The organism is Nocardia sp. NPDC004168, from assembly GCF_040610355.1.
In the GTDB taxonomy this organism is placed as follows: Bacteria; Actinomycetota; Actinomycetes; order Mycobacteriales; family Mycobacteriaceae; genus Nocardia; species Nocardia sichangensis.
The window spans coordinates 147,637-170,109 of record NZ_JBEXME010000015.1; the positions used below are offsets into that span (position 1 = coordinate 147,637).

The 22,473-nt window shown below is 66.9% G+C and carries 22 protein-coding genes and 1 pseudogene; 13 read left to right on the forward strand and 10 right to left on the reverse strand.

Annotated elements, in window-relative coordinates:
• Nucleotides 1-70: 70 nt before the first annotated feature.
• The 3 genes from ABZW96_RS24840 to ABZW96_RS24850 form a co-directional block, all read right to left on the reverse strand.
• On the reverse strand, nucleotides 71-2,284 hold the full coding sequence (locus tag ABZW96_RS24840) for a molybdopterin oxidoreductase family protein (protein WP_355078018.1): 2,214 nt from the start codon (nucleotides 2,282-2,284) through the stop codon (nucleotides 71-73).
• A gap of 66 nt (nucleotides 2,285-2,350) precedes the next feature.
• Nucleotides 2,351-2,920, reverse strand: a complete 570-nt coding sequence (locus tag ABZW96_RS24845) for a GNAT family N-acetyltransferase (protein WP_355078019.1) — start codon at nucleotides 2,918-2,920, stop codon at nucleotides 2,351-2,353.
• A gap of 312 nt (nucleotides 2,921-3,232) precedes the next feature.
• The gene (locus ABZW96_RS24850) at nucleotides 3,233-3,619 is read right to left on the reverse strand and encodes a MerR family transcriptional regulator (protein WP_355078020.1); all 387 of its coding nucleotides are present in this window, start codon (nucleotides 3,617-3,619) and stop codon (nucleotides 3,233-3,235) included.
• A gap of 54 nt (nucleotides 3,620-3,673) precedes the next feature.
• Here ABZW96_RS24850 and ABZW96_RS24855 point away from each other — a divergent pair, with 54 nt between their 5' ends.
• Complete coding sequence (locus ABZW96_RS24855; protein ID WP_355078021.1) at nucleotides 3,674-4,522, forward strand: LLM class F420-dependent oxidoreductase; 849 nt, start codon at nucleotides 3,674-3,676, stop codon at nucleotides 4,520-4,522.
• A gap of 72 nt (nucleotides 4,523-4,594) precedes the next feature.
• Here the strand turns inward: ABZW96_RS24855 and ABZW96_RS24860 are convergent, their stop codons facing one another.
• Both ABZW96_RS24860 and ABZW96_RS24865 read right to left on the reverse strand, forming a co-directional pair.
• Complete coding sequence (locus ABZW96_RS24860; RefSeq protein ID WP_355078022.1) at nucleotides 4,595-5,182, reverse strand: hypothetical protein; 588 nt, start codon at nucleotides 5,180-5,182, stop codon at nucleotides 4,595-4,597.
• Nucleotides 5,183-6,041: 859 nt separating this feature from the next.
• Nucleotides 6,042-6,914 carry a hypothetical protein gene (locus tag ABZW96_RS24865; protein ID WP_355078023.1) on the reverse strand — a complete coding sequence of 291 codons (873 nt, stop codon included), beginning with the start codon at nucleotides 6,912-6,914 and terminating at the stop codon, nucleotides 6,042-6,044.
• 449 nt (nucleotides 6,915-7,363) lie between these two features.
• Between ABZW96_RS24865 and ABZW96_RS24870 the strand changes: the two genes are divergently transcribed.
• The 4 genes from ABZW96_RS24870 (at nucleotide 7,364) to ABZW96_RS24885 (ending at nucleotide 11,643) form a co-directional block, all read left to right on the forward strand.
• Nucleotides 7,364-7,906 carry an AAA family ATPase gene (locus ABZW96_RS24870; RefSeq protein ID WP_355078059.1) on the forward strand — a complete coding sequence of 181 codons (543 nt, stop codon included), beginning with the start codon at nucleotides 7,364-7,366 and terminating at the stop codon, nucleotides 7,904-7,906.
• A 397-nt stretch (nucleotides 7,907-8,303) separates the two neighbouring features.
• Entirely contained in the window at nucleotides 8,304-9,020 is a 717-nt protein-coding gene (locus tag ABZW96_RS24875) for a metal-dependent hydrolase (RefSeq protein WP_355078024.1), read from the forward strand.
• Between the two features lie 340 nt (nucleotides 9,021-9,360).
• The gene (locus ABZW96_RS24880; protein ID WP_355078025.1) at nucleotides 9,361-10,359 is read left to right on the forward strand and encodes an SMP-30/gluconolactonase/LRE family protein; all 999 of its coding nucleotides are present in this window, start codon (nucleotides 9,361-9,363) and stop codon (nucleotides 10,357-10,359) included.
• A gap of 36 nt (nucleotides 10,360-10,395) precedes the next feature.
• Entirely contained in the window at nucleotides 10,396-11,643 is a 1,248-nt protein-coding gene (locus ABZW96_RS24885; RefSeq protein ID WP_355078026.1) for an alpha/beta fold hydrolase, read from the forward strand.
• 42 nt (nucleotides 11,644-11,685) lie between these two features.
• Here the strand turns inward: ABZW96_RS24885 and ABZW96_RS24890 are convergent, their stop codons facing one another.
• Nucleotides 11,686-12,783 (reverse strand): hypothetical protein, encoded by a 1,098-nt coding sequence (locus ABZW96_RS24890; protein WP_355078027.1) that lies wholly within the window; start codon nucleotides 12,781-12,783, stop codon nucleotides 11,686-11,688.
• Between the two features lie 339 nt (nucleotides 12,784-13,122).
• Between ABZW96_RS24890 and ABZW96_RS24895 the strand changes: the two genes are divergently transcribed.
• The 3 genes from ABZW96_RS24895 to ABZW96_RS24905 all read left to right on the forward strand — a co-directional run bounded on the left by ABZW96_RS24895 (nucleotide 13,123) and on the right by ABZW96_RS24905 (nucleotide 16,704).
• Nucleotides 13,123-14,442, forward strand: a complete 1,320-nt coding sequence (locus tag ABZW96_RS24895) for a family 1 glycosylhydrolase (protein ID WP_355078028.1) — start codon at nucleotides 13,123-13,125, stop codon at nucleotides 14,440-14,442.
• A gap of 95 nt (nucleotides 14,443-14,537) precedes the next feature.
• Nucleotides 14,538-15,359, forward strand: a complete 822-nt coding sequence (gene prcB / locus ABZW96_RS24900) for a proteasome subunit beta (protein WP_355078029.1) — start codon at nucleotides 14,538-14,540, stop codon at nucleotides 15,357-15,359.
• A 565-nt stretch (nucleotides 15,360-15,924) separates the two neighbouring features.
• Entirely contained in the window at nucleotides 15,925-16,704 is a 780-nt protein-coding gene (locus tag ABZW96_RS24905) for a hypothetical protein (RefSeq protein WP_355078030.1), read from the forward strand.
• Here the strand turns inward: ABZW96_RS24905 and ABZW96_RS24910 are convergent.
• On the reverse strand, nucleotides 16,701-17,096 hold the full coding sequence (locus ABZW96_RS24910) for a VOC family protein (protein WP_355078031.1): 396 nt from the start codon (nucleotides 17,094-17,096) through the stop codon (nucleotides 16,701-16,703). The genes ABZW96_RS24905 and ABZW96_RS24910 overlap by 4 nt on opposite strands.
• Before the next feature lie 63 nt (nucleotides 17,097-17,159).
• On the opposite strand from ABZW96_RS24910, the gene ABZW96_RS24915 reads away from it, so the two are divergent.
• Complete coding sequence (locus tag ABZW96_RS24915) at nucleotides 17,160-17,489, forward strand: helix-turn-helix domain-containing protein (protein WP_355078032.1); 330 nt, start codon at nucleotides 17,160-17,162, stop codon at nucleotides 17,487-17,489.
• Nucleotides 17,490-17,511: 22 nt separating this feature from the next.
• On the opposite strand, the gene ABZW96_RS24920 is transcribed toward ABZW96_RS24915, so the two are convergent.
• A complete protein-coding gene (locus ABZW96_RS24920) occupies nucleotides 17,512-18,810 on the reverse strand; it encodes an NtaA/DmoA family FMN-dependent monooxygenase (RefSeq protein WP_355078033.1) in 1,299 nt (432 codons plus the stop codon).
• Between the two features lie 131 nt (nucleotides 18,811-18,941).
• Nucleotides 18,942-19,121, reverse strand: a complete 180-nt coding sequence (locus tag ABZW96_RS24925) for a hypothetical protein (RefSeq protein ID WP_355078034.1) — start codon at nucleotides 19,119-19,121, stop codon at nucleotides 18,942-18,944.
• A gap of 240 nt (nucleotides 19,122-19,361) precedes the next feature.
• Between ABZW96_RS24925 and ABZW96_RS24930 the strand changes: the two genes are divergently transcribed.
• Nucleotides 19,362-19,613, forward strand: coding sequence for a hypothetical protein (locus tag ABZW96_RS24930; protein ID WP_355078035.1), 252 nt, complete (start codon nucleotides 19,362-19,364; stop codon nucleotides 19,611-19,613).
• Nucleotides 19,614-19,625: 12 nt separating this feature from the next.
• On the opposite strand, the gene ABZW96_RS24935 is transcribed toward ABZW96_RS24930, so the two are convergent.
• Nucleotides 19,626-20,264, reverse strand: a complete 639-nt coding sequence (locus tag ABZW96_RS24935; RefSeq protein WP_355078036.1) for a TetR family transcriptional regulator — start codon at nucleotides 20,262-20,264, stop codon at nucleotides 19,626-19,628.
• A gap of 76 nt (nucleotides 20,265-20,340) precedes the next feature.
• Here ABZW96_RS24935 and ABZW96_RS24940 point away from each other — a divergent pair.
• The 3 genes and pseudogenes from ABZW96_RS24940 to ABZW96_RS24950 all read left to right on the forward strand — a co-directional run bounded on the left by ABZW96_RS24940 (nucleotide 20,341) and on the right by ABZW96_RS24950 (nucleotide 22,463).
• Nucleotides 20,341-20,960 (forward strand): annotated as a pseudogene (locus ABZW96_RS24940) (SDR family NAD(P)-dependent oxidoreductase).
• Entirely contained in the window at nucleotides 20,957-21,460 is a 504-nt protein-coding gene (locus ABZW96_RS24945) for a VOC family protein (RefSeq protein ID WP_355078037.1), read from the forward strand. Before ABZW96_RS24940 ends, ABZW96_RS24945 begins: the two are co-directional and overlap by 4 nt.
• Nucleotides 21,461-21,587: 127 nt before the next feature.
• A complete protein-coding gene (locus ABZW96_RS24950) occupies nucleotides 21,588-22,463 on the forward strand; it encodes a TIGR03619 family F420-dependent LLM class oxidoreductase (protein ID WP_355078038.1) in 876 nt (291 codons plus the stop codon).
• Nucleotides 22,464-22,473: the final 10 nt, after the last annotated feature.

A 22,473-nucleotide genomic window follows, 5' to 3' on the forward strand; every position in this document is an offset into this window, starting at 1 on the left:
ATAACCGCTGGTCAAGCCGTTTGGCGCCAGCCAACGGCGATCACGCTGCCGAGCAGACGGTCCACACTCGTCAAGCGGTCGGCGCGGGTTCGCGCTCGCTGAGGTCCACACGCTCCCCGGAATCGACCGACGCCCGCGTCACCGTCACCCACGTGTTGTTCACCGCCGCCGTCCCCGAGAACGTGTCGGTCACCGCCGGATCGTGCAGCAGGTTCACATTCGCGCCCGGCAGCGACGCCGCCACCGTCCACCCGACACCCGGCTCCTGATGTCCCCACCCGTGCGGGATCGCCACCGTCCCGGCCCGGATATCGTCGCTGACCTCCAACGGCACCACGATCGCCCCGGTGCGCGAACGCACCGTCACCGGCTCACCGTCGCGCAACCCGCGCGCCGCCGCATCCTGCGGATGCATCAGCGCCGTGCAACGATCGCGCCCCTTCACCATCGACGGCACATTGTGCAACCACGAATTGTTGCTGCGCAGATGACGGCGACCGATCAACTTCAAGTCGTAGCCGCCGGCAGGCGCGGTCACCGCCTCACCCCGCCGCGCGGCCGCGAGAACTTCACGCGCGGCCGCCACGAAATCCTCCGGCGCCACATGCACCTTCCGATCCTTCGTCCCCAGCAGCGACCGCAACCTCGGCCGCAACGGACCCAGATCGATACCGCCCGCCGCCGCACGCGCCTTACCCACCGTCAAACCCTTGCGACCCCGCCGCAACACCCCATACGGCCCCGCCGCCACCCCCAGCGTGGCGATCCGCACGGGGCTGACCCGATCGAACACCGCGTTGAGCACCCGCGCGGTGAACCGCCGCGCAGGCAACGGCACCATCTCGGTGACCAACCGCGCCATGATCTGCCAATCCTCCAGCCCATCGGCGGGCGGCTCGAACACACGCGCGTCGAAACGCAGATTGTTGCGCACACTGAACACCGGGAACAGGATGTTGACATCCTCGCGCTCCAACGGCGAGATCGGCGGCAGGATGATGTCCGCGTGCCGCGTCGTCTCCGTGACGTACATGTCCACGGCCACATAGAAATCCAGCCCGTCCAGCGCCGCCCCCAACCGGCCGCGCTGCGGCGTGGACAACACCGGATTGCCCGCATACGTGATCATCGCGCGGATCCGGCCCGGCCCCTCGGCCGACATCTCCTGCGCCAGCGCCGCCACCGGCAACTCCGAGCGGAACGACTTGTAGGTCCCGGAGCTGTCGGTCCACGCCCCATACCCCATCGGCAGGTACTTCGCATACCGCGGCGCATCGATCGGCGGCGTCGCGAACATCTGCCCACCCGCCCGATCCAAGTTGCCCGTCACCGCGTTGATCGTGTTCACCAGCCAATGCGTCAACGTGCCGGTCACCTGCTGGCACACCCCGATCCGCGCGTACAGCACCGCCGAGCGCGCCGCCGCGTGCTCCCGAGCCAGCCCGCGAATCGTCTGCGCGTCCACTCCCGCGTACTGCGCCATCTGCTCCGGCGACGCCTCGGCCACCAGCGCACGCAACCGCTCCCAACCGGTGCTCGACGCGCGAATCGCCTTCTCGTCACACAGATCCTCGGCGACCAGCACATGCAACATCGCCAGCAGCAGATACACATCACCGCCCGCAGCCACCGCGACATGCTGATCGGCCAGCCGCGCCGTCTCGGTCCGCCGAGGGTCGATCACCACGACCTTCCCACCACGCCGCCGCACGTCCCGGATCCGCTGCTTCGCATTCGGCATGGTCGTCACCGACCCGTTCGACACCGCCGGATTCGCCCCCAGGATCACCAGGCGGTCGGTCCGATCGATATCGGTCACCGGCATCAGCACATTCGAGCCGAACATCCGCCACGCGACGAACTCCTGCGGAAACTGATCGATCGACGACGCCGAAAAGAAGTTCCGCGTCAGCAGCACCGACCGCAGCAACACCGCGTACAGCACCGACGAGCTGTGCGCGGCCGGATTCCCCAGATACATGCCGATCGCGCTGTTGCCGTGCTCGCGACGCACCTCGCGCAACCGCCGACCGATCTCGTCGAATGCCTCGTCCCAGCCGATCGGCTCGAACGACGAACCCACCCGCCGCACCGGCGTCCGCAACCGATCCGGGTCGTGGTGCAACCCGCCCATCGCCGTCGCCTTCGGGCAGATGTACCCCTTCGACAGCACGTCCTGCGGATTGCCCTCGATCCGCGTCACCTGGTCACCGGAGACCGTGACGAGAATTCCGCAGTGCGCCTCACACAACGTGCACTGCCGGGCAATGGTGGTAGCGCTCATGAATTTTCACCTTCTGCCGGATCGCTTCCCACAGGCTATCTGGGACAGCTGCTTCCGTACAGGGATCTATGCCGGGCGGAGGCGGACATGCAAATGCATGTCGTGCCAACCGTCCGCGTGCAACCCAGCACTGCGCCGGACACCCTCCGGCGCGAATCCCGCCTTCACCGCCGCCCGGCAGGACGCGGCATTACGCACCGAGTGCGACACCTCCAGCCGATGGAAACCCACCTCGAACGCCCACCGAGTCACCGTCTCGACCGCGGCGGGCGTCACGCCGCGGCCCCGCCATCCCGGAGCCGTCCAGTACGCGATCCCCGACACGCCATCCGCCGCCGACATGCCCCGCAAACCGACCCGCGCCGCCACCACGTCACCGACGACGACAGCCCACTGCGGGCCGTCACCATTGCTCCACCCCGCCTGCCAGCGGGCGATCAACTCCCGCGCCTCGGCCTCGGAGACGACATCGCGAACATGCCAGCGTTGGATATCCGGATCCTGGTAGACGGCCTGGATCACCGCCGCGTCGGCGTTCGTCCAAGGCCGCAACAACACGGTCTCACCCCTCAAAGCGGGCTGCGTCCCGGCTGCGAACACTTCGGCGGCGACCACATCGGGCATCAGAGCGGACACATCCGGATTGTCACTCACACGCGCGCTCTGCCGCCACGCATTTCGTCGACCGAATCGCCGAAGACTATTCGCACCAACCTGTTTCGCACGTGACGACGCCGCGCGGCCGCCCACAGTACCCACCGGCAGGATATGCGCCGTCACCAGGCGAGGTACGGCCAGCCGCACGCCTGCGCCCGAAACGTGCTCATATCGACCCGAGCACCCCGACGGACAGCGTCTCGTTTCCCATCGTGCCCGGCCGTGGCCACTCGGTGCGCCCCACGCAGACGACGCGGGACGTCGTGCCGGATCCGCAGCACCGCGCGGTTGCTACGTCGTGCTCTGCGCGGCGCGGTCGCTCGCTACCGGTACACCGGAGTCGAGCAGAATCGAGGCGAGCAGGTGGCGGGAGCGCGCCAGATCCGAGGCAAGCGCGTCCATTCGGTCGATCTCCGACTTCAAGATCGCTACCACCTCGGCACACGGCTCGAACCGCGGAACGGTGTCGCGGGCGCATGGCAGTACCCGACGGATGACATCGGTGGGCAACCCGGCTGCCAGAAGAGCACGGATACGAAGAACGGTCTCTACGGTGGAGTCGTCGAATCTGCGGTAGCCGTTGCCGCCACGCGCTGCCGTCAGCAAACCCTGCCGCTCGTAATAGCGCAATGCCCTCGTGCTGCAACCAGTGCGCTGCGCTAGTTCACCGATCCGCATACCACTCACCTCGACCTTGACCTTGACGCTGGCGTCAATGTTTACCGTAGCCCAATGCAGATCGGAATCTTCACCGGCGTGACCGACGAAAGCATCGGCCCGGCCGACCTCGCCCGGGCAGTGGAAGACCGCGGCTTCGAGTCGCTGTTCGTCGCCGAGCACACACACATACCGGTCACGGTCACCACGCCATACCCCGGTGGCGACGAGATCCCACACGACTACCACCGCAATCTCGACCCGTTCGTCACATTGTCGTTCGCAGCCGCCGCGACACAACGGCTACGGATCGGCACGGCCGTGACGCTGGTCGTCCAACGCGATCCGATCATTCTGGCCAAGGAAGTGGCGAGCCTGGACCTGGCCTCGGGAGGACGGTTCGAACTCGGCGTCGGCGTCGGCTGGCTGCGTGAAGAGATGCGCAACCACGGCACCGATCCCAGAACACGAGTTGCGCTACAGCGCGAACGACTCCTCGCGATGACAAACATCTGGACCCACCGACAAGCCGAATTCCACGGCGACTTCGTCGATTTCGACCCGCTGTACTCGTGGCCGAAGCCAGTCCAGCAGCCGCGCCCCCCGGTGTGGCTCGGCGGCTGGGGACCATCCACACACCAACGCATCCTCGACCACGCCGACGGATGGTTGGCCCCCGTCGGCCTACCACTCGACGAGCTGGCGAGGGGGATCCACGAACTACAGGCCCTGGCCGACCGCCACGGTCGAGCGCCGGTGCCGGTGATCGCGACACTGTTCCAACCACAGCGCCACCAACTGCAATACCTGGCGGAGTTGGGAATTCACCGCACATTGCTGGGCATCGTTCCAGTTCTGCCACACGATGCGGCGCTGCACGAGTTGGACCGGCTCGCCGAGGTGAGCTTCGGACCACACCGCTGAACCGACATCGAAGTCACACCCTCGTCACTGTGACGATTCGAAGACGCTTCGAAGAGGAGTAGGGGAGTCGAGCTACCCGGCCGGAGCTTCCACCACTTCACCGCCGACGGCAAGCACCGGCTTCGACGGCGAAAACCCCGGCAGGAATCGGTTCACAGCAGGGATCATCAGGTGGATCAGCGGTCCGATCCCGAAGGCGTAGACCAAAGTCCCCACACCGACGCTGCCGCCGAGAACCAATCCCGTCGTCAACACCGTCACCTCGATCGCCGTGCGCACCACCCACACCGAACGTCCAGTGCACCGGACCAGTCCAGTCATCAGTCCATCCCGCGGGCCCGGACCCATACCCGCGCCGATGTACAACACACTCGCCACCGCGTTCAACACGACAGCGGCCCCCATGGCACCGGCCCGCACCGCCAGCGCATCCCACGACGGCAGCCAGGCGAGCCCGGCATCGACCGACACGGCGATCACCACGACATTGCTCACCGTGCCCAGACCCGGCAACTGTCGCAGCGGAATCCAAGCCAACAGCACCGCGACACCGGTCAGTGCCGTGACGGCACCGAAACTGATCGGCACGTGCCGCGCCACACCTTGATGAAACACATCCCACGGATCCAGCCCGAGCCCCGCCCGCACCATCACCGCCATCGAGAACCCGTACAACCACAATCCGACCTACAACGCGACCAACCGACGAACCAGCACCGACCCAGCGTGCCCGCAACTGGCCCCCACAGCCAGAGCCAATCACCGAACACTGGACTGTGCGACGACAGCCATCCAGCGCCATCCCGGTCCACCGAGCCCGCCGCTAGCCCCAACGAGCCCGATCTAGGAAAATTCCAAGACTCGTCAACCAACCCACTCCAACCATCCTGGGGTAGGGGGCAGGTCCGCAACGATGCGGTCGACGTCGCCCAACCGTTCGTTCCACGACGTCGCCGACCAATCATCCACTGCCGCAGAGCGTCATACGTCGACGGCATATTTGCCAAGTTCTTCGTATCGGCGCGCACCTGGCCACGCAATACGTCACAGTGACAAAATGACGATGCACAACCTGTTATGCAGCAGGTTACGCAATCAGGTCACTCCCGGAATCGCAGCAGAAGTCCGACAGCCCTCGAACTCACCGAATCATTCTCGCCTTACCGGATCGGGCAGACAGACAACGAATACGCTGCACAATCACTGCTGCGAACCGCCCCAAAATTGCGCCGATAATCAACATTATGTCAACTAGAGGACTGGTAACCGCCCCTCCGGTTCGAAGAAGCCTCATCTCCCGGCGCATCCAAGTGAGACGTATCGGCGAGGCTGAGGATCGCGCGGTTGCGAACGGCACGAAACCGCCACCCTCCACCGGCAGCATCATCCACGTGGTGATGACGAAGGCCAGCGCGTAGCCGTGCGTTACGACGATGTGGTCGTGGTCGGTGTCCGCGCCGGTTCGCGGCTCGGCGCCGGGCCCAACCCCGAAATATGACCCGGCGTCGAGGAGGCGGATTCAAGCCAGCAAGTCCGCGAGTTCCGCGTGCAGATCCAGCAACGTGGAAATCTGACCGGCCGGACGGCGGCCCATACCGCACTCGGTGGCGATGCCGAACTCGCCGACCACCGAGCGGGCAGCTTCGATCCGTGCCAGCGCGCCGGCACGGCCGTCGGTCGCGTGCACCAGCCCGAGGTGCAAGTCCGTTCCAGATGGCAAAACAAGATCGGCGAGAGGCTTGAAATAGTCGGCATCGGTACGCGAGCGCGGAACCGGCAGGTGAATCCAGTCGACCCGCCGCTCCAGCCCGCCCAGGATACGGCCGGCGACCGCAGCCAGCTTGCCGGTATCGGCGGGTTCGGCGAAGTGCCGGTGACCGAAATCGCCATAGCAGAGGTGATAACCAAGATCTACCGACTCGGGCACAGCACCGCCCAACCGAACGAGCCGCCGCCCCACTTCCTCGAGCTGCGTCGGGTAGTCGGAGCCGAACCACGACGGGAAGACGCCCTCGAAGATCGCGAACTCGACCGCGGCATCCCACTGCACCGCAAGATCTTCCGCCGGGATCGTGCCGAGGATGACGGCGAGTTCGTCGAGCAGCCGCGCCTCGTACCTACGCTCCAACTCGCCCTGCGGACCCGCGACGAACGCACCGATCACCGCGATAGGCGTTGGCAAGCTCACCTGGAACCGAATGCCCGCGGGGATCGTCCCGTCCTCACGCAGCCGGTGGAAGACTCGCCAGGATTCCAGCGCCGCCTCCGCGTAACCCAAGGGACCAAAGTCGATCGACGCCGCGTCCACGCCGGGCTTGGGCCGCACCCGCTCGCTCGGCCCGTACTCGGGGCTCGGCGGCGGAATGGTTTCCAGATCCGGATGCGCCTGCATCTTGGGCAACTGCCACACTACCCAGTTGTCCCGAACTCCGGTCTCCCCATCCGGAATGCGCTTCAAGTGCTTGCCGATTCGCCGCGCCGCCTCGGTGAAGACTGTTTCCGCATCCGCCAACGGCACACTGCCGCACAGATGAACTCCGCGCCCCTCACCCACCACAACCTCCTCCGCAGGGCCTACCACTGGTTGGGCCGAACTGATCGAAACCAGACATTTGCCACGCTCCGTCCAGACGTCCGGATCGAGATATAGCTATCGATCATCTAGCGCTATGCGATGCAGCGTATGCGCGGAGTGCGAAGTGAGATCCCCAGTTCTGGGAACCATCGGCGATAGGTTCACTGGCCGAACACTCCCCCTTCCGGCTTGCCGGTCATGGCGCTGCGCAACGAGAATCAGGCCCGCCGACTTGTTCTTCTCGATCGCCCCGGAGGTTCGTCGCCATCTGCGAACTACTCGTTCTCGTCAACGGACTACCAGGCTCCGGGAAGTCCACCTTGGCTCCGGCGCTGGCGCTCGAACTCGGTGCGCACTTGATCACGCGGGACGCCATCAAAGAGGCGCTGGGCTCAGGGCTCGATCACACCGCGGTACTACCGAATATCGGGGCGATCGCGACAGAGGCCGCCTGGGCGCTGGCCGCCGCGCTTCCCGGTGTCGCGCTGATCGACTCGTGGTGGTTCAAACCCCGAGATGCGCGCTACGCCGCCAACGGCATCGTGAAGTCGGGCGCGACGCGAGCAGTGGAGGTCTGGTGCTCGGTTCCGCCGGAGCTCGCCCGCGACCGATACCGCGGCCGTACACGTGCCGCCCTGTACCACGACGACGCGCACCTCGCGCACGACTGGGACCACTGGGCGCGCCTGGCCGAACCGCTCGCGCTCACGCCGGTCGTCGCCGTCGATACCACCGGCCCGGTCGACGGATCCGACCTCGCACGCCGGATCATGGCCGCAGCGACTGTTGCCATCGGCGACGTCCTCTAGCACTGGATTCACATCACGCCTGGTCCCCCGGCCTCGATGTTGCTTTGGTTTGAGTCCGGCTGGGTCGGAACTTCGACGGTAGGTGGAATCATGCATATATACGCAAAGGAACGTATCGCAATTTTTTCCCTTCACGCGCTAATGCACGCGCACCACGGATCGCTTCAAGCGACGCTCATGATGTCGCGAGGTATGCATGAACGGTTCTCACGCCCGCATCCCGCGTTGAACCGGATTGTCCACCTACAGAACGTTTTACGCATCGCCACGACTCTTACCAGCACTCCCCTACCTCATTTCCGCGCAAGCCCGAACGCCGGACACGCTTCCCGCACGACTTCCGACCTCGCACAGCGGCATTCGCGAACCGATAGCAAGCTGAACTAACGTTCGAATCGTGCTTGGACATTCACATGCGACCAGTGGCGCGTTGGCCTGGTCGGCGGCAGCGGCGACGCTGCCGGTCACGATCTTGACGTTTCCGGCTCTCCAGGATGCGACGGGACATCTCGGTACCGTCGATCTGCTGCTCGGCGTCTTTCTCACGGCCGGGGCCGCACTGCTGCCAGACGCGGACCACCCCGACGGGACCATCTCGCACACTTTGGGTCCGATCACGCACACCGCATGCAAGCTCATCTCCTGGGCCTCCGGCGGCCATCGCGGCGCCACGCACTCCCTGGTCTTCGTCGCGGCCGCCGCCTACGGCACGTGGGCCGGCGAGCACTGGCTCGGGCACTGGTTCACCCTGAGCCTGGTTTTCTTCCTCCTCGCCCTGGCTGTGCGCGCACTGCATCTGTGCCCGTCCGGCAACAACTTCAAGGCATGGGGACCGATCGTCGTGCTCGCCTCCGCGGGCACGTTCGCCATGGAACATTGGATCGCCGACAAGCCGGTCTGGCTGCCGTTCGCGGTCGGACTCGGCGCACTGGCCCACCTGCTCGGCGACTGCCTCACCGAGCGCGGCTGCCGCCTGTTCTGGCCCTTCGGCCTACGAGTCAGCCTTCCCGTCATCGAGCGCACCGGGAACAAGGTCGAAACCTTTATCATCGCACCGCTTTTCACGGTCGGTACCCTGGCAATTCTCTGGTACACCATCACCCACCAGCCCTGACGTCTCGATGCCGCTGCCCAGGCCGCCGCGCTCCCGGCGGCGCGATTGCCGCGACAGGCGGCCTGGGCAGCAGCGTGAGAGGCCGCCCGTTCCGCTCCGCGTAGTCGTCGCCGATCTCGCGCGCTCCCCTCCCCCTTCAATGCTGCTTTGGCCTGTTCGGGTTGAGTGAGGCGGGCTGGAATGATAAGGAATTCGTAGATGCGCATATCTACGTATCGACATGTTTCTACGCGCAGTCCGTACGCATCCGTCCTTGGCACCTCCGCCTCCGCCCATAAGCGGTCCCCGACCGCGCACCGTTTCTCGGAGACCTCGGCACTCCCCCGGCTACCCTGATGCCATGCTCGCCTCGACCATGCAGCCGCAACGCTGGACACCACCGCGCTCCCCCGCACGAGCGCATCAAACTCGTAGTGCTCCACCTCTTCCCGACATCCGGCGCCTCGAGCTGCCGGGTGCCGGCCCGGAAGATGTCGTCCTCTCCCCCGACGGCAAGATCATCGCGGGCGTCGAAGGCGGTGCGGTCCTCAGCATCGATCCGGCGACCGGCGACGTCCGCGAACTCGCGAACACTGGAGGCCGCCCGCTCGGTCTGCACGCCGACGCCGACGGGCGCGTGCTGATCTGCGATTTCGAACGTGGACTGCTGGAGCTGGACGCCGAGGGCGGGCTGAACGTCCTGGTCGACGAAATCGACGGCGAGCGACTACGGTTCGCCAGCAATGTGGTGCGCGATGCCGACGGCACGATCTACTTCTCGGCGTCGTCGCGCCGGTACTCGCTCGACGAGTACATGGGTGACATCCTGGAGCACTCCGGCACGGGTCGCCTGTTCCGCCGGGACCCCGCGGGCAACGTGGAGACGCTCATCGACGATCTGCAATTCGCCAACGGCGTGGTCCTGGCACCCGATCGCTCCAGCGTGGTCGTCGCGGAGACCGGCGGCTACCGTCTCACGCGCTATTGGCTGACCGGCCCGAAGGCGGGAAAGCAGGAACGTTTGATCGAGAATCTGCCCGGATTCCCGGACAACCTCGGCCTCGGCAGCGACGGCCTGATCTGGATCACGCTTCCTTCGCCGCGTAATCCGTTGCTGGATCGCCTGCTTCCGCTGCCTGGCATTCTGCGGCGCATCGTGTGGACGCTGCCGAAGTGGGTGCAGCCGAAGCCTGCGCGGACGGTGTGGGTGCTGGCGGTCGATTTCGACGGCAACGTCGTGCACGACCTTCAGGTCGAGGGCACCGACTATTCGATGGTGACCGGCGTGGTCGAGCAGGACGGCGTGCTGTATCTGGGCAGTCTCACCGAGGCGGCGGTGGCCGTGTCGCGGGTGCCGTAGGGTTCACTTTTCAGTGCACACTTGTACACTGAGCTTGTGACGGAGGATGTGACCCAGCGGCAAGCGGAGGTCAGGGCGCTGGCCCGGTTGGCCGGTGACGAACTCGGCGGTGCGGTCGACGGGATCGCGGCCGTGCACCGGGCGATCGCGCAGCGCGTGTTCGCGGCGGTGCGGTGGGGCGTGGGGCCTGCGGCGGCTCCGGTCGAGTTGATGCACGATGCGATCGCGGAGAGCGTCTACCGCGTGGTCGGTGGATCCGCGGTGGCGGCGGGCATGGTCGCGGAACGGGCAGCGGATCTGCCCGGCGCCGCACCGTCACGCACGGTGTACGGCTCGGGATTGCTGGCCGCGCTGCAGGGTTTGATCGGTGATGATCTCGAACGGACGCGGCCGATTCTGGCCGGGCCGATGACGTTCCGGATCGACGGCGCTCCCGTGCCCGCGGAGCTCGTCGGTGCGCGCGTTCAACGGCCCGCCGCGCACATCGTGGTGTTCTTGCACGGCTTGGTGGAAACCGAGCACGCGTGGGGTTTGGGCGGCGGGCCGACCTACGCCGAGCGTCTGGAGTCCGATACGGGATGCACGTCGTTGCAGGTCCGGTACAACACCGGTCTGCATATCTCGGAGAACGCGGCGCAGTTCAGCGAGCTGATGCAGGGCTTGGTCGACGGGTGGCCGGTGCCGATCGAGCGGGTGTCGCTGGTAGGTCATTCGATGGGTGGGTTGGTCGCCCGGGGTGCGTGCTTTGTGGCGAGTGAAGCCGGGGTGCCGTGGGTGCGGCGGGTGCGCCACGTGGTGTGCCTGGGTTCACCGCATATGGGCGCGCCGCTGGAGCAGTTGGTGCATTACGCGTCGGCGGCGCTGGTGCGGTTTCCGGAAACTCGTCCGTTCGGGCGGCTGTTGCGTCGCCGCAGCGCGGGTATCCGGGACCTTCGGGACGGCTCCCTGGTGGACGAGGATTGGCGTGATCTGGACGCCGATGCGCTGCGTCGCCGGGCGGTTCGGGAGGTTCCGCTGCTGCGGGACGCGGAGCATTATTTCGTTACCGCCACGGTCACGAGGAATTCGCGGCATCCGCTGGGGCGTGTGATCGGTGACGGGCTGGTTCTCACACCGAGTGGTGGGGGCCGGGCTCGGACCCGGCGCATCGGGTTCGATGTCGACAAGGGTATGCATGTCGCGTCGGCGCATCACTTCACGTTGCTCAATCACGCGGCGGTCTACCGCGCGTTGCGTACCTGGTTGGCCTCGGAATCGGCCGGGTCCGATGAAGTTTCTCGCTGAACTCCCGGCGGGGCAAGGCGTGGCCGTGCCCCGCCTCGGCGTTCAGAGAAGGTCTTCGGGGTCGGCGTCGGCTTCGAGGCGCACGTCTTCGGCGAAGCGGCTTTCGGTTTCGGCGTCGTCGTGCTCGGTGTGGGCGGCGTAGAGCAGCAGGCAGCCGCGGATACCGTCGAGGAGGTCTTCCAAGAGGTCGAGAGCGGGGCGGGCGGGGTCGAGTCGGCTGATGCGGAAGCTGGTGAGCATTGCTTCGCGGGTGTCGGCGTCGACGCCGAATCGGTGGGCTTGGGCTTCGATGTCGGCGACGCGGGCGACGAGGCTCCAGGGGGCCGGGACGCGGCCTTCGTGGACGGCCATCGCTTCGGCGATCAGGTCGAGGACGACTTCGGTCGGGGTGTCGCCTGCGGCGAGCCGTTCGAGGACGAGGGTGGGTGTCTCGACTTGGAGTGCTTCGATGTCGTCGGCTTCGGCGACGACATCGGTGGTGGCTACGTTCGCGGCCTCGCCTGCGACTTCGGCGGCGGCGTAGAGCCAGTGTGCCGCGGCGACGGAGGCGGAGGCGGGGTCGAGTTCGGTGAACAGTTCGATGCTGCCGAGTGGGTCGTTGCGCAGGAGTGCGTCGGCGGCGTGGACCTGGGCCGGGGATACGTCGGGGCGGGACAGTTCGACGGCTTGGCGGGCGCGGCCGGAGAGGTCGCCGCGTTCGGCGGATTCGATGGCTTCCTGTTCGGTGCGTACCTCGGCGGCGACGGTTTCGAGCAGGGCGGCGTGGTCGATGTCGTGCAGGGTGCGGCCGATGCGGTGGGCGGATTCGACGACGCCGCTGTAGGAGACGAGCAGTCCTTCGTCGGTGGGCAGGTGGGGATTGCGCAGTCCCGCTTCGACTTCTTTGAAGTTGCGGCGTTCTTCGGCGCGGCGCCATGCTTCGCTGTTGGGGACGTCGGGGTCGCCCGCGGCGCTGGCGGGGTGGGTGTAGGTGCGCCATTGGAACCGCGAGAGGGTGGTGAGGTTCGACGCCAGATCGGTTGCCTGGTCCGTGGTCACCTGCGGGGGCAGGGTGGCCACCGTCTGGGCGAGGTCGCCTCGTCCGGTCGCCCAGGTGGCGACGAGGGCGGCGCGGTCGGCATCGAATGCGTATCTGGTCACCTGGGCAAGTCTGGTCGATCGGCGGCGGATGCGCTCGGTCAATTGATTCGCTTGTGTGATGTTGTGCGGCGTTTCCTGGGGACGCGCTGGGAGGATGGGGCTATGACTGTCGATCATGGTGATCCGGGCGGCGGGCCTTCGGCAGTGGAGGCGGCGAGAACTATTGCGGCCGGGTCGAATACCGCGAGGTCGGCGAGTGCGGCGGCGGATGGTTCGCCGTGGGCGTGGAGTTGGCGCGGCGGTCGGGGTTGGGGTGGGCCCGGATTGTGACGGTTGTGGGATCTACGACACGCGAGTTCTTCCCCCGATCGCCAGCAATCGCACAGTTACGCTACGGCGATGCGTACACGCACTCACCGGCGCGGGTTCGCCGCGTTGTCGGCCGCTGCGGCGATGCTGATGGCTTCGGGGGTTTCCGCTGCTCAGCCGGGCCGGGAGTTGCCCGCGTTCGGTAGGGATTTCTTGTGGGGCGTGGCGTCGTCGGGGTTTCAGTCCGAGGGTCATGCGCCGGACAGCAACTGGTCGCGTTTCATCGCGTCGGGTGGGACGGCGGATCCGTATCTGGATTCGGTGGACTTCGCTCGCCGCTATCTCACCGATATCGATCTGGCGGCGCGGCTGGGTGTGCGGGTGTATCGGGTGGGTATCGAGTGGGCGCGGTTGCAGCCGGCGCCGCATGCCTGGGATGAGGCGGCGTTCGGGTTCTACGACGATGTGATCGCCCGGATCGTCGCGGCGGGGATGCGGCCGATGCTGACGTTGGATCACTGGGTGTATCCGGGGTGGGCGGTGGATCGGGGCGGGTGGCGCGATCCGGGCATGGTGGAGGATTGGCTGGCGAACATGCGCAAGGTGGTGCGGCGGTATGCCTCGCGTGATCCGCTGTGGGTGACGTTCAACGAGCCTGTGGCGTATGTCGGCACCGAGTTGCGCACGGGCGGGATCGGTGTCGATGAGGCGCCGGTGATGCTGGATCGGATCGCGCAGGCGCACAACGAGATCTACGACGTCATCCACGGTTATCGGTCGGGTGCTCAGGTGACCAGCAATCTGGGGTATGTGGCGGGTGCGGAGACGGAGGTGAATCAGCCGATTGTGGATCGGATTTCGGCGAAGTTGGACTTCATCGGTCTGGACTATTACTTCGCTCCGTTGCCGCAGACCGGGGAGGCGGCGCAGGGCGGTGTGGAGGGGGGTCCGCCGATGTGGGAGCTGCCGGTGCATCCGGAGGGTATCTACTACGCGTTGCGGCATTACGCGCGCCAGTTTCCGGGGCGGCCGCTGTATGTGGTGGAGAACGGGCTTCCGACGGAGAACGGGCAGGTGCGCCCGGATGGGTATACCCGCGCCGATCATCTGCGGGACACGGTGTATTGGTTGCAGCGGGCGAAGGCCGATGGGATGAATGTGGTCGGCTACAACTATTGGAGTCTGACGGACAACTATGAGTGGGGTTCCTATGCGCCGCGGTTCGGGCTCTATACGGTCGATGTGCTGACCGATCCGACGTTGGCGCGCCGCCCGACCGATGGGGTCGACGCGTATGCCCGGCTGATCCGCGCGGGTGGTGTGGCGCCGGATTATCGGCCGACGCGGGCTCCGGTTCCCTGTGTCCACATCGATGCGGCGGAGACCTGTGTCGGGGAGGATCCGGCCTAGCGCGGTTGTCGCCGGGTGGTGGTGGGGTTCCGGTAACGTCGGGCGGAAGTGCACGCGTTCGCGGGTGGGGCACGCTCCCCCCGGAGAGGTGATTCATGACGACCGATAGTCACCTGCCGCTCGGCTTGCGGTACCCGGCGGCGTCCTTCTCGGAGTATCTGCGCCGGTATGCGCCGCGGTTGTTGCCGGATCCGGATTTCGGCGGTGGCGCGAGTGGTGTCGCGCCGCACGGGACGACGATCGTCGCGATCGGTTATCGCGGTGGTGTGCTGGTGGCGGGTGATCGGCGGGGCACGATGGCGCATCTGGTGTCGACGCGCGATATGCAGAAGGTGTTCATCACCGACACGTATTCGGCGGCGGGTTTCGCGGGCACGGTCGGGATGGCGGTGGAGATGATCCGGTTGTTCGCGGTGGAGCTCGAGCATTACGAGAAGATCGAGGGAGCGTCGCTGACGTTCGACGGCAAGGCCACGAAGTTGTCGGCGATGGTGCGGGCGAATCTGCCTGCGGCGCTGCAGGATATGGCGGTGATCCCGGTGCTGGTCGGCTACGACCCGGACGCTGTGGAGCCGGAGCGGGCGGTGCGGATCGTGTCGTATGACGCGGTGGGCGGTCGGCAGGAGGAGCGTTTCGGTTACACGGCGGTCGGTTCGGGGTCGGTGTTCGCGAAGTCGTCGTTGAAGAAGACCTATCACCGTGCGATCGATGCGGAGGCGGCGTTGCGTCTGGCGGTGCAGGCGCTGTTCGACGCGGCCGATGACGATACCGCGACGGGTGGCCCGGATCTGTTGCGCGACATCTATCCGACCGCGGTGCTGGTCGATGCCGACGGCGCGGTGGAGGTGCCGGAGGAGCGTCTGGCGCGGATCGCCCGGGCGGTGGCGGATGCGCGTGCGGCCGCGGAGGGGCACTAGCGGCGGGATGTCCGCTTCGGGCGGTGCTGCTGGGAATGCGTTCGGGCGGCGGGGATTCGCGAATTTCCGGCCGTGTCGAGTTCGTGCCGCGTGAATTTTGTGACCGACGTCCTAGTGCTGTCTTGTTAAGCGTGTCACAGCAATCGGGGCGCGGCGCGTTGGGCATCGTTGCGGTGAAATCTGTGAATGTCGAGTTCAACGCCGTGCGCGAAAAGTTACTCGCCGGTTGGGTCACTCTTCGTCGGTAGGCCGTGGGAGCTGCGGCGATGCGTGGGAGATCGATCACGCTTGCCTGCTGTCGCGCAGCTGCTTACGGTGATTTTCGTCGATGGCCGATGATGCCCGATCGAATTACATCTTATCGATGTGCCGCGATATTCGGCTTCTGGGGCAATTCCACTGTTATTGCTCTGGGCGGCAGAGTTATTCATGCGGCACCGGCGAAACTGGAGCAATGGTACAACCAACCCCCTGGCAGGCAAGCAAAACGCGCGACCGTCGGAGCCGTGGCTCCGGAGGCACCGGACGCGGGGCGACGCCACCACGGGGTGTGGATTGGGGCTTCTTGTTCGCCGCGACCGCGAGCGCGGTCGGCTTCGCCTTGCTGTTCCAGCCGTGGCTTTCGGCGTCGGGTTCGGGTGGCGAGGCGCGCTCCGACGCGTTCGGCCGGGTGACCGGGGCGACCAATGGTTTCGACGAGTGGTCGGTGTCGAAGTTCCGTGACGTGAACATCAGCGGCGCCTGGGGTCTGCTGGCCGCGGCAGCGATGGTCGTCACCGTGTTCGCGGTGGTGGCGCAACTGCGGTTGCGGACCCGCGGGTTCGCGCACCTGGTGGTCGGCTCCAGTGTGCTGGCGGCGATCGTGGTGCTGAGCGCCTTGCTGTACCTGGATGCCAGGGGGCCGGAATTGCGGATCCTGGTCGATCCGGGTGAAGGTCTCGGCGCGGGGTTGCTGCACCGCATCTTCGGCGAGGGCGGGTCGGGCAGCGGGGAACGGCGTATGGCCAGCGCCGGACTCACGCCCGTGGCGTTGGTCGCCGGCGTGCTGAGCTCCGCCGCCGCGGTGGCCGCGATCGCGCAGGGCGCTCGCCGCTACAGCCTCAGCCCGATGCGGGCCCTGTCGTGGTTGGTGACGCCGCCGCCCGCCGAGCCCGAGCAGCCCGCGGCCGTCGCGGCGGCGCCGCGGCCGGCGGTACAGCCGACGCCGGACGCCGCCGAGCGGCTGCTGTGGGACGAACTGGTCTTCGATGACGACTTGGTCGCCAACGTCACGTGGGTGCGGAACACGAACCCGCCGCGGCCGGAAACCTCAGGGCATCGGTCGACGCCGGTCCTCACCCGCTAGCGCGCGATGCTGTGGTCCGGTCCCAGTACGCGCGCTCGTGTCTCGGGCGACCACTGCACATATTCCAGCTCGGCTCCGTCGGCATGCCGGACGTAGGCGAATGTCCCGGTGGCGCTGGTGAGTGGTCCTGCGATGAGTTCAGCGCCGTAGTCGGTCACCGTCCGCAGCAGAGCGTCGAGATCATCGACGATGACCGGGCCGACGGTGGTCCGGTAGCGCTCGACATCGTCCGGGTGGCCCGCGATGAGCAGGAAGTCGCCGACGGCGGCGAGTTCGGCGCGCTCGAAGCCGAAACGGAGATCGGCCTTCGCTCCGGCCAGCCGTTCGTAGGTCGGCAGGGCGGTGTCGAGGTCGGTGACGAAGACTCTGGCATAGGTTTTCAGGATGCGCACCGGTCCGACGCTAGGCGCGGATCGGCACGACCGGCAGTACGCACTCGAAGGTGAGTGGTGAGGATGTCCGAGACCGAGGAGCAGCAGGCCAGGGCGGTCGCCCGGCGTGTTTTCGCGGCGCTGTCGACGAAGTGGGCGTTGCGGGTGCTCGAGGAGATCGGGGACGGCGAACGCCGTTTCGGCGAGTTGCATCGGTCGATCGAGGGCGTGAGCTACAAGATGCTGACCGAGACACTGCGTTCGCTGGAACGGGAGGGTTTGGTCGCGCGGCGTGATCACCACACGGCCAATCCTCGGGTGGAGTATTCCCTCACCCCTGCGGGAGACGAGTTGCTGCGGCTGGTGCACGGTATGTGCGCGTGGTCGCGCGCCCATCTCGCCGAGTTGATGTGACAGCGGCTGCGTGCCGCACGTGTCAGTCCGGTAGCGGGGGTAGTTCGAGGTTTTCGCGGAAGGTCGCGCCGACGTAGTCGGAACCGGTGATGCCGCGGCGGCGTAGTTCGGGCAGCAGTCCGTTGACGACGAAGTCGCGGGTGCGTTCGTCGGCGAGTCCGCCGAGGGAGATCACATCGAGAACGCCTGCGTCGTAGCGTTCTTCGATCGCGTCGGCGAGTTGTTCGGGGGTGCCCGCTACGGCCCAGTGGCCGGTGTCTTTGGCGGCGATGATCAGCTCTCGCAAAGTCTTTCCCGACCGTGCGAAGTTGCTGAAGATCTCTACCCGGCCGCGTCGGCGGTGCACGGAGGCCACGTCGGGGAGCACGTTGTCCGGGAGGGGCTTGTCCAGCGGCAGGCCGGACAGGTCGACGCCGCCGCCGAGCATGTCGGCGAGGGCGGCGCGTCCCGCTTCGAAGTCGGTCGCCTCGGCCTGTTCCCGCGCCAGGCGCTTCGCTTCGGCTTCGGTGGCGCCGTAGGTGGCGTGGAACGAGCTCATGATCAGCGGCAGGCCTTCGGCGCGGCCGAGTTCGCTCGCGCGTGCGCGAATGCGTTTGGTGTAGGTGACCGCGTCTTCGAGGGTCGGCAGTGAGGTGAACACGACCTCGGCGAATCGCGCGCCCAGTTCGATGCCGCCCGCCGATTGCCCGGCCTGGAATTGCACGGGTCTGCGCTGCGGTAGGGGCGGGATGTTCAGCGGTCCACGAACGGTGAAGTACCGCCCGGCGTGATCGATGGGCCGCACGCGGGTGGCGTCCAGGATCGCGCCGCCGCGCCCGTCGGGAGTCAGCGCGCCGGACTGCCAGCTGTCGAACAGGGCGTTGACCACCTCGAGGGATTCGGTGGCGCGGGCATACCGGTCTTCGGGGCTCGGCAGGTCCTGGTCGCCGTAGTTCTCCTCCCCCACCGAGGAAGTCACCGCGTTCCATGCCGCGCGGCCGTTGCTGATGTGGTCGAGGGTGCCGAAGAGCCGGGCGAGGTTGTAGGGGTGGTGGAAGGTGGTGGTCACCGTGGCGATGAGGCCGACGTGCGAGGTGACGGCGCTCAGCGCGGACAGGAAGATCAACGGTTCCTGGGCGCCGATGGCGCCTTGTGCGCCGAAACTGAGCAGGTCGGCGGCGAAGAGGGCGTCGAATTTGTGTTGTTCGGCGATTTTCGCGATCTCGATCGATGACGCGATCGTCGTGGCGGACGGATCGATGGCCGCCGCGTACACGCTGACCGCACCGCTGACTCCCGTGACGGTCTTCAGGGGCCGTCGTCGCCCACCAACTTTGCCCATTGCGGCGACGCTACCGGTGCGCACCGCTGTCGTAACGGGTTGCGATCAGCGAGATGTTTTCTGTCCGAGCGGAATTTGCGGGGCGGTGCCACAGAGGTGATGTGGCATGGCTTCGTACACCGGGGCCGATCCTAGGCCTGTTCTCGCCCGTCGCCGTGGTCCTCGGCGGGTGTCCGGTCCGCGCGCGGCACCCGTACCACTCCGGTGTCGAGATCGATGTCGAACCGCGGTGTATGGGTCTGCCCGTCGCTGTCCTCGCTGCCCTCATGGTTCAGCTTCTTGCCAGGAAACAGCTCCCCGATGACGCCCATACGATCACCATACGCGCGAGCGGTATCCGACCGAGTCCGGCACGGCGCATCCCCGCCGATGGCGTTCGGTCGACGAGTGCGGACGTGATCGCCAGGCGATAGCGGTCGAACGGTTCCGTTTCGGCGACCGAGGGGCTGAGGCTCGGTTAGCATCATGTTCTGCTCCGATCGGCCGAGGACCGCGGCACGGGGAGCGCTGGGCGACCGATACAGAAATCGAACGACAGATCGGCCTACCGAATGGAATACGACGCCGACCTCGCCCAGGCTCGGGTCTTCTTGGAGTTGCTGACCCGGCAGGCCCGGACGTTGGCGCGGGACATCGAATCCACTTACCGCCACGATCCCGCCGCGCGGCACGCGCTGTCCAGCGAATTGCGCGTGGTGCGCCGCTATATCGACCGACTGCACCGACGGTTCCCCGATACCGCGGGGCCGCAAGTGCGTCGGCAGCTGGCCGTCGCCCCGGGTACACGGCCGGTGCTGGGTTGAGGGGTGCCGTTGTCAGTGCCCCGGCGCGGTGGCCGTGCGCTCGGGGACGGGCACGGTGAGCATGGCGACGATCATGTCCACGATCTCCGCGGCGTCCCCGGGGTGGGCGGTGCGCACCCCCGCTTCCAGGGTGCGTTCGTAGTCGGCGATCAACGCGAACATGACGGTGGCCATGGTTTCCAGGCGTTGCCTGCGCAGCCGCCGCGGCAGAGCGGTCAGCGCGGCGTCGAGGCGGGTGGCGATGATGCGGACGGCGGCGCGGTCGGCGTCGGCGAGACGGTGCGCGTCCGCCACGACGGGATGGGTGCGTACCACTTCCAGGAACCGGCCCAGATGAGTCACCCGGTCGTGGCCGAGCAGTTCGAGGATCGGGGTCGCGAGCATAGCGACGAGGGTGTGCACGTCGTTGGTGCGGCCGTCGGCCTCGTGGGCGGCCAGCAGCTGCATGCGCCGCTGTTCGAGCCAGTTCATCCGGCGCTCGACGATGGCCTCGATCAGTCCGGTGCGCGAATCGAAGTAGTAGTGCACGGCGGAGTTGTTGCGCTGGCCCGCGGCGGCGGCGATGTCGCGCAGCGGCACGTCGAGGCCGCGTTCGGCGATGAGGCGTTCTCCGGCGTCGAGCAAGGCGGTGCGCGATTCGTCGCTCGGCATGCACGCACTCTACTAAACACGAGTATTGACGATGTTAAACACAGATGATTAATTAAACGGCGTGGATAATGTGGCGGTGGTCACCGGTGCCGCGTCCGGCCTCGGCGCCGCGCTGTGCCGCCTGTTGGCCGCGCGGGGCGTCGCGGTGGTCGCCGCCGACATCGACGCCGCCGGGCTGGTCGGGCCGGCCGCCGATACCGCGATCCACACCCAGGTCGTCGACGTCTCCGACAACGACCAGATGCGCCGCTTGGTGCACGGCGCCGTGGCCGAGCTGGGGCTCCACTGATGCGCGCGCAGGGCTCCGGCCACATCGTCAACGTGGCGTCGCCGGCCGGATTGACACCGGTGGCGCCGTCGGCCGCGTACGCGATGACCGAGCACGCGGTGGTCGGGCTCAGCACCGCGCTGCGCGTGGAAGCGGCCGCCGCCGGTGTCCGCGTGAGCGTGGCCGTGCCCGGCGGGGTCGCGACCGACATCGTCGATTCCGGGAGCGACCTGCCCGGGTACTCCTATCGCGAACCGTTGCGCCGGACGCCGATCGGGATGACCGGCTCCGAACGGGCCGCGCGGCACATCCTGCGTGGCATGCGGAAGAACCGGCCCTACATCGTGTTTCCGCATTACAACAGGACGGTGGTCGCCGCACACCGGTGGTGTCCGGGTCTGCTGAGCCGTCTCGGAGGCCGCCGATGATCACAGGCGGCCCGATCTTCCAATTGTGCTGGGTGGTGGGTGATCTGGCTTCGGCTCGTGAGACGTTCACCACCCGGTACGGAGTCGGTGAATGGTTCACCATTCCGGAGGTCCACTTCGGGCCCCATGCGGCCGAATTGCGCGGGGCCCCGGCCGATTACACGATCGGTGTGGCGCTCGGTTATGCGGGTGGCCAGCAGTTGGAGCTGATCGAGCCGCGTGGCGGGGTGAGCCTGTACGCCGAGCATCTCGATCGGGTCGGCCCCGGACTGCATCACGCCGCGTGGGTGCCCGAGGACTACGACGCCGCGCTCGCCGAGGCCGCGGCGGCCGGTATCGAGATCACCGCGCGCGGCCGGTTCGACGGCGTCGGGATGGAGTTCGCCTATCTCGAGGGCGGGCCGATCGGCTCGCACATCGAACTGCTGCGGTTGTCACCGCAGATGCGAGCGCTGTTCGACCATTTGATTCCGGAAGGATTCACCAACCCATGGCAGTAGGCGGCGACCCACGGCAGTCCGCGATGCCGTCGCGGCGCCACGGTCGCGCCTGCGGCAGTTCCCCTCACGTCTCGGCAACCGCCCGGGACCCGCGCGGCGCGCTCGACGCGCCAGGAAGGCAGGCACCATGCGTTTCACCTACGCCGAGACGATGACCGACCCGTCGTATTACCTCGCTCTGGCCAAGGCCGCCGAGGAGGCGGGCTACACCTCCATGGCGGTCGCCGACAGCGTGGCGTACCCGAAAGAGTCCGACGCGAAATATCCCTACACCCCCGACGGGAACCGGGAGTTTCTCGAGGACAAGCCGTTCGTCGAGGCATTCGTGCTCAGCGCGGCGATGGCGGCGGTGACCACCACGCTGCGGTTCACCCCGTTCGTGCTGAAGCTGCCGATTCGCCCGCCCGTGCTGGTGGCCAAGCAGGCCGCGTCGGTGGCCGCGCTGAGCGGCAACCGGTTCGGACTCGGTGTCGGCATCAGCCCGTGGCCGGACGATTTCGAGATCATGGGGGTGCCGTTCGACAAGCGCGGCGCGCGGATGGACGAATGCATCGACATCGTGCGCGGACTTTCGGCAGGCGGGTATTTCGAATACCACGGGCAGTTCTACGACATTCCGCCGATCAAGATCAGCCCGGTGCCGACCGAACCGGTGCCGATCCTGATCGGCGGCCACAGCAGGCCCGCGTTGCGCCGGGCCGCGCAGCGCGGCGACGGGTGGATGCACGCCGGTGGCGACGGCGCCGAATTGGACCGGCTGCTGGGCGAATTGGACACGTTGCGCGCGGAGTACGGCACCCGCAAGGACTTCGAGGTGCACGTCATCTCGCTGGACGGTTTCACTGTCGACGGGATCAAACGTCTCGAGGACAAAGGAGTCACCGATGTGATCGTCGGCTTCCGGCTCCCCTACACCACCGAACAGGACACCGAGCCGCTGGAGACCAAGATCGCCAACCTGTCCCGCTTCGCGGAGAAGGTCATCGCCCGGGTCGACGGGTGACGCCGGGTGC